The sequence below is a fragment of the Solwaraspora sp. WMMD1047 genome, from assembly GCF_029626155.1.
Taxonomy (GTDB): domain Bacteria; phylum Actinomycetota; class Actinomycetes; order Mycobacteriales; family Micromonosporaceae; genus WMMD1047.
In genome coordinates, this window is the sequence record NZ_JARUBL010000001.1 from 4,962,097 (window position 1) to 4,974,895 (window position 12,799).

The window sequence follows — 12,799 nt, forward strand, 5'->3', positions numbered from 1 at the left end:
CCGCTGTTCGGTCAGGGGACCGGCGCCAGGACTCCGTCGTGGTACGCCGAGCCGCCGTCGACCAGCACGTCCAGCGGCGCCTCCCAGCCGTACCGGTGGGCGGCCCGGAAGCCTTCCGGGTCGTCGGCGTTCAGCCGGGCGCGCAGGGCCCGCTCGGTGGCCGCGGTGTCCGGTCGCTCGCAGGCCGGCACCGGCGCGCCGATCTCGGCCCGGATCCGGGCGGCGGCACCGAGCAGCCTGGCTCCCCGAACCGGCTCGCCGCCGAGGCGGGCGACCTCGGCCAGCGCCTCCAGCACGCTCGCCATCCGCCACCGGTCGCCGACCTCGCGGTGTGCGGCCAGGCTCAGCGCCAGATGCCGACCGGCCCGGTCGGTCCGGCCGGCCCGCAGCTCGACCACGCCGCGCAGGTTGTGCGCCCAGCCGACCCCCTCCGGGAAGCCGAGCGCCGCGTACCGGTGCAGCGCGGCGTCGAGCAGGGACGAGGCCCGGTCGATGTCGCCCCGGTAGAGCGCCACCGCGCCGAGGTTCATCAGGGCCGACGCGACCGCCTCCGGATCGCCGAGCCGTTCACAGCGGTGCAGGCCGGACCGGAGCCGGGAATCGGCCCGGTCCAGGTCGCCGGAGATCCAGGCGGTGAAGCCGCGTAGTTGGACGGTCTGCGCCTCGCCCCACTCGTCGCCCTGCTCGGCGAAGATCGCCGCCGCGCTGGCCAGGTGTGCGCTCGACTTCGCGTAGTTGGCCCGTTCCCGCTCCGCCGAGCCGAGGATCAGCTCCACCCGCGCCTCGCCCCGGCGGTCCCCGGTCGCGCGGCAGGCGGCCCGGGCCGCCTCGGCGTGCTCCGCCGCCGCCGGGTAGTCACACCGCAGCATGGCCAGCATGGCCGCGCCGACGCCGGCCCGGGCGCGCAGCGGCGCGGGCGCGCCGGGGTGGCGGTGCAGCGCCTTGGCCAGCCAGTCGAGCCCTTCGCCGTAGCGGCCGTCCAACCGGTGGTACATCGCCAGGGCGGCGGCCAGCCGCAGGTCGCCGTACGGCTCGCCGGCCGCGCCGGCCTCCGCCAGCCAGGCCAGCGCGGAGCGCAGGTTCACCGCCTCCGCCCGCAGCCGACGCAGCCACGGCTGCTGCTCCGGGCCGCGCAGCCGGGCGTCCGCCCGCTCGGCCAGGGCAAGACAGTACGCCGCGAGCGCCTGTCGGGCCGCGAACTCCGCGCCGCTGTAGGTCAGCAGGTGCGCCGCGTGCCGCCGGATCGGCATCAACATCCGGAACCGGCGGTACCGGGACTCGTCGGCGGCCATCAGATCTGCAGCGGCAGGTCCGGGGCTGACCGGGGCGGGACCGGCCGGATCAGGGCCGGCCGGATCGGGACTCGCCGGATCAGGACCGGCCGCGGCGGTGGGTATGGGCTCGACAAGTGAGGCGTCCACCAGGGCCGCCAGGGCCGCCGGGCCGGCCGGGCCGCAGATCGCGGTGGCCGCCTCGGCCGGGAACCCGCCGCTCCAGACGGCGAGCCGTTCCAGCAGCGTGCGCGCCTCGGGGTCGAGCTGCTCGACACTGGAATCGATCGCCGCCGCGAGGGTCCGGTGCCGGTCCGGCGCGGTCGGGTCGGAGCTGCGCAGCAGCCGCTGGTCGGTGCCGAGCCGGGCCAGGATCTCCCGGACGTCCAGCATCGGGGTACGCGCGGCCGCCAGCTCGATCGCGAGCGGCAGCCCGTCCAGCTCCACGCAGAGCCGGGCCACCGCGTCCGCGCTCTCCTCCGGCACCGGCCGTCCCGAGCACGCCCGCGCCCGGTCGAGGAAGAGTCGACTGGCCGGATGGGCCGCGAGGCTCGCGATGGTGTGCCCCGACCCGGCCGGCGGTCCGGCCAGCGGCGGCACCGCCACGGTCAGTTCGGCCGACAGCCGGAGCGGGGTCCGGCTGGTCGCCAGCACCCGCAGCCCCGGGCAGCGGTCCAGCAGCCGGGTGGCCAGCTCCGCGCAGCCGGCCACGACGTGCTCGCAGTTGTCCAGTACCAGCAGGACGGTGGCGGTGGCGAGCCGGTCGATGAGCAGCCCGACGGCGTCGGTGTCGGCCGACGGAGCCGGCAGACCGAGCGCGGCGGCGACCGCCTCCGGCACCCGGACCGGACTCTCCACCACGCTGAGGTCGACGAATCGGCACTCCGGACGGCCGGCGGCCACCGCCAACGCGAGTCGGGTCTTGCCCGCTCCGCCCGGACCGACCAGGGTGACCAGCCGGTGCTCGGCGAGCCGTTCGGCGACGACGGTGCGCAACTCGTCCCGGCCGAGCAGCGGTGTCAGCGGATCGGGTGGCCGGGCCGCACCGGCCGGGCCGGCCGAGCCCGGCACCGCCGTCACCGGAGCGGCCACGGCACCGCCGGCCGGCTCCAGGGCGCCCGCAGCAGTCAGATCGGACCCGGTCGGAGCGCACCCGATCGGAACGAGCCCCGTGGAAGCAGACCCGGCCGGCCCGAGCCCGGTCGGAGCAGGTCCGGTCGGAGTGAGTCCGGTCAGGGCAGGTCCGGTCGGAGCGGGTCCGGTCAGGGCAGGTCCGGACGGAGCGAGTCCGGTCGGAGCGGGTCCGGTTGCCGTAGGCCCGGTTGGCGTGGACCGGGTCGGGGGCGGCCCGCCCGGCTGGTCGACGGGCGTGCCGGCGACAAGCCATTCCTGGCCGGGATCACCCAGCTCGGCCGCGGTGATCAGCTCGGCCAGCCGAGTGGCCGGCTCGACCCCGAGTTGTTCCTGGAACACCACACCGGCCCGCCGGCCGACATCGATCGCCGCGCGGCGGCCACGCCCGATGAAGGTGGCCACCAGCAGCAGTTCCCAGAGCCGGGCCCGCAGGGGATGCGCGGTGACGGCGGTCGCCAGCTCCTCCTCGGCGACGCCGGCCAGCCGGACCGCCTCCTCGCCGGCCGCGACGGTCGCCGCGTCGGCCACCGATCCGCCGGCGGCCAGCGCGGCGGCGGCGGCCAGTCGCAGCGCGGCGTCCCAGCGTTCCTCGGTCACCGCGACCCGCATCTGAGCGAGCCGGGCCGCCGCGGCCGCCGCCCAGCCGGTGGGCCGCAGCCGGTGCCCGGTGAGCGGTCCGCCGCCCATCGGCGCCCGCCAACAGGCCAGCGCCTCGGCGTAACAGGGCAGTGCCCCGCCCGGGTCGCCGGCCGCCGCCCGCCGCCGGGCGCGGTCGGCGAGCGCGCCGAACGAGCCGGCGTCGACCTCGTCGGCCGGGACGTCCAGCAGATAGCCGCCGGGTCGGACCCGCAGCGCGTCGGGACGCCCGGCATCGGCCAGGGCGACGGCCAACACCTCAGCGGCCCGGCCCAGACCGACCGGCGCGCCAGCGTCGGCCGGCGCGGTGAACGGCTGGTCGGGGTGGAGCGCGTCGAGCAGTTCGGCGACCGTCACCGGCTCACCGGGACGCAGGGCGAGGAGACCGAGCAACGGTCGGGCCGCGCCGGGCAACACCACCGGGCCGTTCGGACCGGTCAGCTCGACCGGGCCGAGCAGCCGCACCTGGAAGCGGGACCGGCCGTCCTCGGTCGTTCCCGTCCCCCGCCGTTCGGGCACACTGCGCCGCACCTGGAGCCTCGCCTTCACTCCCCACCAGTCTGCGACCGAGCCGACCGGACGGTCATCACCCGTCGGTGCCGGTTACGCTGCGAAGTGGGCGATGCCCGCTGCGCCGCTCGGCGGCGGCGGGTCACCGCGGGGCCGGCCGGCACCGGCCGCCGGGACGTCTACTCAGGACCGGATCCGGGTCCGGGTGACGGGCCGGTCAGCTGGGCGGTCGCCACTGCGCCGCGGCCGACGCGGCACTGCCCATCAACCGGGGGGTGATGGTGCCGAGGGCCGCATCCCGGGCGCGCAACGCGAGCCGTCCTCGGGTCTGCAGAACGGCCGCCATCCGCCGGGTCTGTCGCACCACGGTCGCCGCGCGCGGCCGGCGCAGCCGACTGTACGACTCGACAGCGGCCCGGGTCTGGTCGCCGGGGATCGCCTCCCGCAACACCGAGCGCAGGGTGGCCGCGTCCTCGAACGCCAGGCAGGCGCCCTGACCCAGGTGGTGCGGCATCGCGTGGGCCGAGTCGCCGAGCAGCACCACGCCACCCGGACCGGCCGGGAAGCCGTAGCAGCGGGGCAGCGGGCGCAGCTCGCGTACCTCCTGCTGTAGCAGGTCGTCGGGCTCGGTGGCGGCGAGCAGGTCGCCGATCGGCGCCGGCCAGTTGGCGTACCAGCGGCGCAGCAGCGCCAGCTGGGTCACCGGCGGCTCGGGCCGGGACGCGCCGGCCGCGGTGGCCACCCAGTAGATGCCGCCCCGGGTGGACCCGCCCGACGAGCCGCGTTCGCCGAGCGAGGCCGCGACGAACCGGTAGCCGGCGCCGAGGATCTCCTCCCCGATCGGCCGGTCGGCGGGCAACCGGGGGGCGCGGTACCAGGGGATCACCGCCCGCCAGGCGGCGCACCCCGAGCTGACCACGCTGGACTCCGGGGCGAGCCGGCGGCGGATCGTGCTGTCGATGCCGTCGGCCGCCACCACCACGTCCGCCTCGAACGTGGTGCGGCCGTCGCCGACCGCGGGTCGGTCGGCGTCCACGGCGCGCACCGTCCGCACCGAGATCCCGGTACGGATCTCCACCCGGTCGCCGAGCCCGGCGATCAGGGCGTCGTGCAGGTCCTCCTGGTGCACCACGACCGGTGCCCGCTCCCCGAGCAGGGCCCGCGGCTGGACCAGCCAGTGCCCGTCCGGCCGGCGGATGCCGATGTCGGGCAGCGGGGTGGCGATGGCGTCGAGCCCGTCGCCGAGCCCGAGCGCGCGCAGAGCCCGGATCCCGTTCGGCCAGAGCACCAGGGCGGTCCGTTCGGCCCGGACCCGGGCTTCCCGTTCGAGCAGGGTGACCTGCCAGCCGGACCGGGCCAGCGCGCCCGCCGCGGCCAGCCCGCCGACTCCTCCGCCCACCACCACGGCCGTACGCATCGGTCCGGCTCCTTCGCTCGACGTTCTCGGTCAGCGTTCTCCGGCCCGGCGATCCCCGTCCGGTCCGGTCGGCTCGTCGGGCTCCCCCGCCGCGGACGGCTGGTCGGCCCGGGCCGGCGCGGCGTCGGCGTCGGCGTCACCCGCAGCCGCCGGCTCCGTGGCGGCACCGGGCGCGGCGGGCTCGGTCGCGTCAGCCACGCTGGCGGGCTCGGTCGCGTCAGCCGCGCTGGCGGGCTCGGTCGCGTCGTCGGTCGCCGGATCGGCCGGGAGCTGCCCGGTGCGCTGGTAGGCGTGGAACTGCTCCTCGGTGACGACCCGGTAGCCGGCCGGCTGCCCGTCGGCGCGGGGGGCCGGCCGTTCGGAGAGCCGGACCTGGGAGACGCCGCCGGCCGGTTCGGTGGCCTCCGCGGCGTCCGCGCCGGCGCGGTCGGCCGCCGGCCGGTCCGCCTCGGCGCCGGTGCCGGCGTCGACCGGCCGGCCGAGACCGGTCCCGTCGGCGTCCAGCGGGATCAGGTACTCCTGCGGCCCCCGGACCCGGAGGAAGTAGATCAACGCGCCGGCGAAGACCAGGACGGACGTCCAGACGTTGAGCCGGACCCCACCGATCAGGTTCGCCGGGTCGGTGCGCATCAGTTCGATCCAGAACCGGCCGACGGTGTAGCCCATCACGTAGAGCGCGAACGCCCGGCCCCGGCCGAGCTTGAACCGCCGGTCGACCAGGTACACCAGCGCGGCCACCCCGACGTTCCAGAGCACCTCGTAGAGGAAGGTCGGGTGGTAGAGGCCGGGCTCCAGGATCGGGTTGCCGTTCTCGTCGCGCAGCGCGTGCCCGGGGTTGCTGGAGTCCATCCGGTGGATCTCCAGGCCCCAGGGCAGGGTGGTCGGTCCGCCGTACAGCTCGTTGTTGAACCAGTTGCCGAACCGGCCGATCGCCTGGGCCAGCGGCAGCCCGGGGGCGAGCGCGTCGGCCACCACGGCGAACGGGATGCCGAGTTGCCGGGCGGCCCACCAGGCGCCGACCGCGCCGCCGGCCACCGCGCCCCAGATGCCGAGGCCGCCCTGCCAGATGTAGAGGGCCTCGATGGGGTTGCCGTCCGCGCCGAAGTACGCCCCGGGCGAGGTGATCACGTGGTAGATCCGGGCGCCGATAATGCCGGCCGGCACCGCCCAGACGGCGATGTCCAGCACCGCCCAGGGGGCGACGCCGCGCTGCCGCAGCCGCGCCTCGGTGACCGCGCAGGCGGCCACGATGCCCAGCACGATGCAGAGCGCGTAGGCCCGGATCGGCAGCGGTCCGAGTTCCCAGATCGCGGTGGTCGGGCTGGGCAGGGCCGCCAGTGGAGGAAGCGAGGCGAGGGTCACGGGTGCACACGCTACCGTCGCACCCGGTGCCCGCGGCACCCCGGTACGGCCGGCAATGCGCCGGTACCGCAAGCGCGCCGTCAGACGGTCACGCCGCTCCGGACGCCCTCGGCCAGCTCGGCGCTCAACCGGCGCAGCGCGGTCAGTCCGCTGGCCTGATCTTCGGCGTCCAGCAGGCAGCGGATCAGGGCGCTGCCGACGATCACTCCGTCGGCGTAGGAGCCGACCTCGGCGGCCTGCGGGCCGGTGCCGACCCCGAGGCCGACCCCGACCGGTAGCCGCTCGCGGTCCGGTCCGGCGGCGGCGAGGGCGGCCCGGACCCGGCCGACCAGGGTCGGCGCGGCGGCCGAGGTCTGTTGCCGGGCGCCGGTGACGCCCATCAGCGCGGTGGCGTAGACGAAGCCCCGGCAGTGCGCGAGGGTCATCGCCAGCCGGGCGTCGGTGGACGACGGTGAGACCAGGAAGGTGCGGTCCAGGCCGTGCTCGTCGGAGGCGGCCAGCCACTCGGCGGCCTCCTCCGGGATCAGGTCCGGGGTGATCAGCCCGGTGCCGCCGGCCGAGGCGAGGTCGCGGGCGAACGCGGCCACCCCGTACTGCTCGATCGGGTTCCAGTAGGTCATCGTGACCACCGGTACGCCGGTGGCCGCCACCGTCTCGACGATCCGCAGGCCGTCGGCGGTGCGGACGCCGCCGGCCAGCGCGATGTCGCTGGCCTTCTGGATCACCGGGCCGTCCATCACCGGATCGGAGTACGGCAGCTCCATCTCGATCACGTCGACCCCGGCCTCGGCCATCGCGATCATCGCGGCGATGCTGCCGTCGACGGTCGGGAAGCCGGCCGGCATGCAGCCGATCAGCGCGGCGCGCCCCTCGGCCCGCGCCTTCTCGAACGCCACCGAGATGCTCACTGCGCCTTCTCCTCGTCCAGCACGCCGAAGTACCGGCCGGCGGTGTGTACGTCCTTGTCGCCCCGGCCGGAGAGGTTCACCAGCACGGTGGGCTCCCGGCCCAGCTCGGCGGTGAGCGCCGGCACGGTCTTGAGCACGCCGGCCAGGGCGTGCGCGCTCTCGATCGCCGGGATGATCCCCTCGGTGCGGCAGAGCAGCTGGAACGCCGCCATCGCCTCGGCGTCGGTGACCGGGGCGTAGCTGGCCCGGCCGATGTCGCTGAGCCAGGCGTGTTCGGGGCCGACCGCCGGGTAGTCCAGCCCGGCCGAGATCGAGTGCGACTCCAGGGTCTGCCCGTCGGCGTTCTGCAGCACGTAGGTGCGGGCGCCGTGCAGCACGCCGGCCGACCCGCCGGAGACGCTGGCCGCGTGCTTACCGGTGTCGACGCCCTCGCCGCCGGCCTCGAAGCCCCAGAGCCGGACCGCCGGGTCGTCGACGAAGGCGTGGAAGATGCCGATCGCGTTGGATCCGCCGCCGACGCAGGCGGCCACCGCGTCCGGCAGCGTTCCGGTCAGGTCCAGGCACTGCTGGCGGGCCTCCACGCCGATCCCCCGGACGAAGTCGCGGACCATCGCCGGGAACGGGTGCGGGCCGGCCGCCGAGCCGATCAGGTAATGGGTGCGGTCGACGTTGGCGACCCAGTCGCGCATCGCCTCGTTCATCGCGTCCTTGAGGGTGCGCGAGCCGGTGGTCACCGGCACCACGGTGGCGCCGAGCATCCGCATCCGGGCGACGTTCACCGCCTGCCGCTCGGTGTCCACCTCGCCCATGTAGACCACGCACTCCAGGTCGAGGTAGGCCGCGGCGGTGGCGCTGGCCACCCCGTGCTGGCCGGCCCCGGTCTCGGCGATCACCCTCGGCTTGCCCATCCGCTTGGTCAGCAGCGCCTGACCGAGCGCGTTGCGGACCTTGTGCGCGCCGGTGTGGTTGAGGTCCTCCCGCTTGAGCAGGACCCGGGCGCCGACCTCCGCCGACAGCCGCCGGGCCGAGTAGAGCAGCGACGGTACGCCGGCGTAGTCGCGCAGCATGGCGGTGAACTCGGCCTGGAAGCCCTCGTCGGTCATCGCGTGCCGGTAGGCGGCGTCCAACTCGTCGAGGGCGGCGATCAGCGCCTCCGGGACGAACCGCCCGCCGTAGCGGCCGAAGTGGCCGGCGGCGTCGGGCAGCTGGCCGGCTTCGGCGGCCAGGGCGTCGGTGCTCATCGGGTGGTCCTCTCACGGGTGGCCGGACGGCCGGCCGGCGGTCTCACCGCACCGGCCGGGGCGTGGCCGGGTGGTTGCCGGCGTTCACCAGTTCGGCGACCGCCTCGCGGGGGCTCTTCTGGGTGACCAGCCCTTCGCCGACCAGCACCGCGTCGGCGCCGGCCGAGGCGTACCGGATCAGGTCGTGCGGTCCGCGGACGCCGGATTCGGCGATCTTGACGACCCCGTTGGGCAGGCCGGGCGCGATCCGCTCGAACACCGACCGGTCCACCTCCAGGGTGCGCAGGTCGCGGGCGTTCACCCCGATCACCCGGGCGCCCGCCTCCAGGGCCCGGTCGGCCTCCTCCTCGGTGTGCACCTCGACCAGGGCGGTCATGCCGAGCGACTCGATCCGCTCCAGGAGACCGACCAGGGCGTTCTGCTCCAGCGCCGCGACGATCAGCAGGACCAGGTCGGCGCCGTGCGCGCGCGCCTCGTGCACCTGGTAGCTGGAGACGACGAAGTCCTTGCGCAGTACCGGCACGCCGACGGCGGCCCGCACCGCGGCGAGGTCGTCGAGCGAGCCGCCGAACCAGCGGCCCTCGGTGAGCACGCTGATGCAGCGGGCGCCGCCGGCCGCGTACTCGCCGGCCAGTTCGGCGGGATCGGCGATCTCGGCGAGCTGTCCCTTGGACGGCGAGGAGCGCTTCACCTCCGCGATCACCGCGACGCCGGGACGGCGCAGCGCGGCGAACGCGTCCAGCGGTGGCGGTGCCTCGGCGGCCAGCTGCCGGATCTGCTCCAGCGGAACCTGCTCCTGCCGTCGCGCCACGTCCTCTTGGACGCCGGCCAGGATCTCGTCGAGCACGCTCCCGGACGCCGCCGACGCGGCACCGTCCCCTTCGGCGTGCCCATGCTCAGCAGTCACCAACGGACTCCCCTCTCCGGGCGTCATGGGCCGATGCTAGGTGTCCACCGGCGCCGGGCGGTGCCGGGGGTATGGCGCGCCTCACGAGGTGGACTCGGGCATAATGACCGCCCTCCGGTGATCGAATTGGCACGCCGCGCCCCAATATCCATCGACGATCACGGCCCTATGACACCACAGCCGTGGCCGCCGTGCAGCTAACAGTTGACGGCGGGGTCACCGCCGCGAAACACCGCCCGCGCACCCTCGGGGTGGGGCAAACTGGTCGCGGGACCGCCGCTGACGCAGGATCGCTTCTCCCCCTGGAGACGACCATGAACGCCGCTACCGAGCCGGGCACCGCCCGTGATCTGCGCAGCATCCCGCGCGTCCTGCTCTCCATCGCCGCCGGGGTGGCGCACGCCGTCGAACGGGCGCTCGTCGGCGACGCCCGGGTCCGCACCGCGCAGGGCAACGCCTGGGAGGCGGTCTGCGCCGACCGGGCCCGCGCCCACCAGCGCGAGGAGGTACGCCGGTTGGTGGCACTGCTGGCCGCCGGTCAGCCGGTGGGGTCCTCGCCCCGGTCCAGCGCGTCCCAGACCTCGGTGGTGCGCCGGCCGGTGACCCGCGCCGAGCCGGCGTTGTCGGCCGCGTCGGTCGGCCGGCCGGCGGTCCGGTCCGCCCGGTCCGCGCGCTCGGGCCGGCGGCGACCGGAGCGCCGCTCGTAGCGGGCGCCCATCGTCGGCCACCGGTGCCCGTGCGCGGCGGTGACCGCGCCGGCGGCGGCGGTCAGGCCGGCGCCCAGCAGCGCGGCCAGCGGCCAGAGCGGGCCGATGCCACCCCGGTCGGTGTCGCCCAGCCCGGTGACCGCGCCGACCGCCATCCCCACCCCCGCCGCGACCAGCAGCAGGCCGATCAGCCGCCGGGCGGTGGCCCGGGTGGCGAGCACGGCGCCGGCCCCGGCCAGCCCGACCAGCGCCAGCGCCGGTAGCCACGGCAGCAGGTCGCCGCCGGTGCGGTCGGTACGCACGGCGGGCAGCGGCGTCGGCCGCAGGGTGACCTCCACCGCCCAGGTCCGGGTGGCGGCGAAGAGCGCCAGGCCCGCCCCCACCAGACAGACCCCGACCGCGTACGCCAGCAGGCGGCGCCCGCCGCGGCCCGGCTCGTCCGGTCCGCCGGCATCCCCGGGTCCGACCGGGTCGGCCGGGCCGCCGACCGCTGCCGGAACGCCGGTGGCCGCCGGTTGCGGCGGTGGGCCCGGCGCCCCCCGGTCCACCGGGCCCGGTGGGTCGGGCTGGCTCATCGTGCCGGTCGGATGGTTTCGGCGGCCGCGATCGCGGCCAGCACGGCGGCGGCCTTGCTGCGGGTCTCCCGGTCCTCGGCGGCCGGGTCGGAGTCGGCGACGATGCCGGCGCCGGCCTGCACGTAGGCCCGGCCGTCGCGGATCAGCGCGGTCCGGATGGCGATCGCCATGTCCAGGTCGCCGCCGAAGCCGAAGTAGCCGACCGTGCCGCCGTACAGGCCGCGCCGGGTCAGCTCCAGCTCCTCGATGATCTCCATGGCCCGCACCTTGGGGGCGCCGGAGAGGGTGCCGGCCGGGAAGGTCGCCGCCAGCGCGTCGAACGCCGTCTGCTCGGGCCGCAGGGTGCCCACCACGGTCGAGACGATGTGCATGACGTGGCTGTACCGCTCGATGGTGGCGAACTCGGGCACCTCCACGCTGCCCGGCCGGCAGACCCGACCCAGGTCGTTGCGGCCCAGGTCGACCAGCATCACGTGCTCGGCGCGTTCCTTCGGGTCGGCGAGCAGCTCGGCGGCGAGCCGGGCGTCCTGCTCCGGGGTGGCGCCGCGCGGCCGGGTGCCGGCGATCGGGTGCAGCATGGCCCGCCGGTCGCCGTCGGCGCCGGCGGTGACCTTGAGGTGCGCCTCCGGGGACGAGCCGACGATGTCGAACCCGTCGAACCGCAGCAGGTACATGTACGGGCTCGGGTTGGTGGCCCGCAGCACCCGGTAGACGTCGAGCGGGTCGGCCCGGGTGGCCCGCTCGAACCGCTGGGCGAGCACGATCTGGAAGCACTCGCCGGCCCGGATCGCCTCCTTCGCCTCGTCCACCGCCTTCGGGTAGCCGCCCTCGGGGGTCCGGCTGGTCACCTCGCCCGGCGCCGCGACCCCGACCGTGGAGATCATCGGCGGGTTGGGGCGGGACAGCGCGCTGGTCATCGCGTCCAGCCGCCCGACCGCGTGGTGGTACGCCGCGGCCACCGCCGCCGCCCGGTCGCCGCCGTCACCCGCGCTGGACCCGCCCGCGCTGGACCCGGCCGCGCGCGACTCGGCCGCGCCGGGCTCGGCCGCGCCGGGCTCGGCCGCGCCGGGCTCGGCCGCGCCGGGCTCGGCCGCGCCGGCCGGTTCGGGTATGGCCGGCAGGACGGCGTTGGCGACCAGGATCGCCGTACCCTCGAAGTGGTCCAGCACCACCAGGTCGGTGGCGAGCATCAGCCCCAGCTCGGGCAGCCGCAGGTCGTCCTCGGTGAGCGAGGGCAGCCGCTCCAGCCGGCGAACGAAGTCGTACCCGAGGTAGCCGACCATCCCGCCGGTCAGCGGTGGCAGGCCCGGGTCGACCGGTCCGGCCGGCCCGGTCAGGGCCGCCACGGTCTCCCGGAGCACCGCCACCGGGTCCCCGCCGGTCGGCAGGCCGGGCGGCGGGGTGCCGAGCCACTGGGCGCGGCCGTCCCGCTCGGTCAGGGTGGCGGCGCTGCGGACGCCGATGAAGGAGTAGCGGGACCAGGCGGTGCCGCCGGAGCCGGCGCCCTGCTCGGCCGATTCCAGCAGGAAGGTGCCGGGCCCACCGGCCAGCTTCCGGTACACGCCGACCGGTGTCTCGCCGTCGGCGAGCAGCCGGCGGATGACCGGCACCACCCGCCGGTCCCGGGCCAGCTCGTGGAAGGTCGACTCGTCGGGGCTGACCGCGCCGGTGGTCACGCCGACTCCCGGGCGTCGCCGTCGGCCGGAACGGGCGAGCTGACCGGCAGCTCGTCGGAGAAGCAGGTCCGGCGGCCGGTGTGGCAGGCCGCGCCGACCTGGTCCACGCTGACCAGCACCGTGTCGCCGTCGCAGTCCAGCGCCACCGCGCGGACGTACTGGTGGTGGCCGGAGGTGGCGCCCTTCACCCAGTACTCCCGGCGGCTGCGGGACCAGTAGGTGGCCCGGCCGGTGGTGAGGGTGCGGTGCAGCGCCTCGTCGTCCATCCAGGCCAGCATCAGCACCTCCCCCGAGTCGTGCTGCCGGACCACGGCGGCCACCAGACCGTCGGCGGTGCGGCGCAGCCGGCGGGCGATCGCCGGATCGAGCGCGGAGGGTCGCGCCGGGCCGGGCGCGGGCGGGCTGCTGGCGGCGGGCGGGGCGGCCACGGGTCGGTCGGAGACTGGCACGGGCCA

Annotated in this window: 9 protein-coding genes and 1 pseudogene; 1 reads left to right on the forward strand and 9 read right to left on the reverse strand. The window is 76.3% G+C overall.

Annotated features, from left to right (window positions below):
- Positions 1–11 precede the first annotated feature (11 nt).
- The 6 genes from O7627_RS22480 to trpC all read right to left on the reverse strand — a co-directional run bounded on the left by O7627_RS22480 (position 12) and on the right by trpC (position 9,326).
- Positions 12–3,590: a BTAD domain-containing putative transcriptional regulator gene (locus O7627_RS22480; RefSeq protein ID WP_278095476.1), complete on the reverse strand. Its 3,579-nt coding sequence runs from the start codon at positions 3,588–3,590 to the stop codon at positions 12–14.
- Positions 3,591–3,768: 178 nt separating this feature from the next.
- Complete coding sequence (locus O7627_RS22485) at positions 3,769–4,968, reverse strand: NAD(P)/FAD-dependent oxidoreductase (protein WP_278095477.1); 1,200 nt, start codon at positions 4,966–4,968, stop codon at positions 3,769–3,771.
- A 30-nt stretch (positions 4,969–4,998) separates the two neighbouring features.
- Entirely contained in the window at positions 4,999–6,330 is a 1,332-nt protein-coding gene (gene lgt, locus O7627_RS22490) for a prolipoprotein diacylglyceryl transferase (protein ID WP_278095478.1), read from the reverse strand.
- Positions 6,331–6,410: 80 nt separating this feature from the next.
- Positions 6,411–7,238, reverse strand: coding sequence for a tryptophan synthase subunit alpha (trpA, locus tag O7627_RS22495; RefSeq protein ID WP_278095479.1), 828 nt, complete (start codon positions 7,236–7,238; stop codon positions 6,411–6,413).
- Positions 7,235–8,479 carry a tryptophan synthase subunit beta gene (gene trpB, locus O7627_RS22500; protein WP_278095480.1) on the reverse strand — a complete coding sequence of 415 codons (1,245 nt, stop codon included), beginning with the start codon at positions 8,477–8,479 and terminating at the stop codon, positions 7,235–7,237. Before trpB ends, trpA begins: the two co-directional genes overlap by 4 nt.
- Positions 8,480–8,522: 43 nt before the next feature.
- Positions 8,523–9,326 (reverse strand): indole-3-glycerol phosphate synthase TrpC, encoded by an 804-nt coding sequence (trpC, locus tag O7627_RS22505; RefSeq protein WP_278098379.1) that lies wholly within the window; start codon positions 9,324–9,326, stop codon positions 8,523–8,525.
- A gap of 374 nt (positions 9,327–9,700) precedes the next feature.
- On the opposite strand from trpC, the pseudogene O7627_RS22510 reads away from it, so the two are divergent.
- Positions 9,701–9,922: pseudogene (locus O7627_RS22510) on the forward strand (hypothetical protein); the annotation flags it as partial.
- 2 nt (positions 9,923–9,924) lie between these two features.
- On the opposite strand, the gene O7627_RS22515 reads toward O7627_RS22510, so the two are convergent.
- From O7627_RS22515 to hisI, 3 genes are read right to left on the reverse strand one after another with little or no spacing between them, the layout of a single operon-like run.
- Positions 9,925–10,668, reverse strand: a complete 744-nt coding sequence (locus O7627_RS22515; protein WP_278095481.1) for a Trp biosynthesis-associated membrane protein — start codon at positions 10,666–10,668, stop codon at positions 9,925–9,927.
- The gene (locus O7627_RS22520) at positions 10,665–12,344 is read right to left on the reverse strand and encodes an anthranilate synthase component I (RefSeq protein ID WP_278095482.1); all 1,680 of its coding nucleotides are present in this window, start codon (positions 12,342–12,344) and stop codon (positions 10,665–10,667) included. Before O7627_RS22520 ends, O7627_RS22515 begins: the two co-directional genes overlap by 4 nt.
- Positions 12,341–12,793: a phosphoribosyl-AMP cyclohydrolase gene (gene hisI / locus O7627_RS22525; protein WP_278095483.1), complete on the reverse strand. Its 453-nt coding sequence runs from the start codon at positions 12,791–12,793 to the stop codon at positions 12,341–12,343. The genes O7627_RS22520 and hisI overlap by 4 nt, the downstream gene beginning before the upstream one ends.
- Positions 12,794–12,799: the final 6 nt, after the last annotated feature.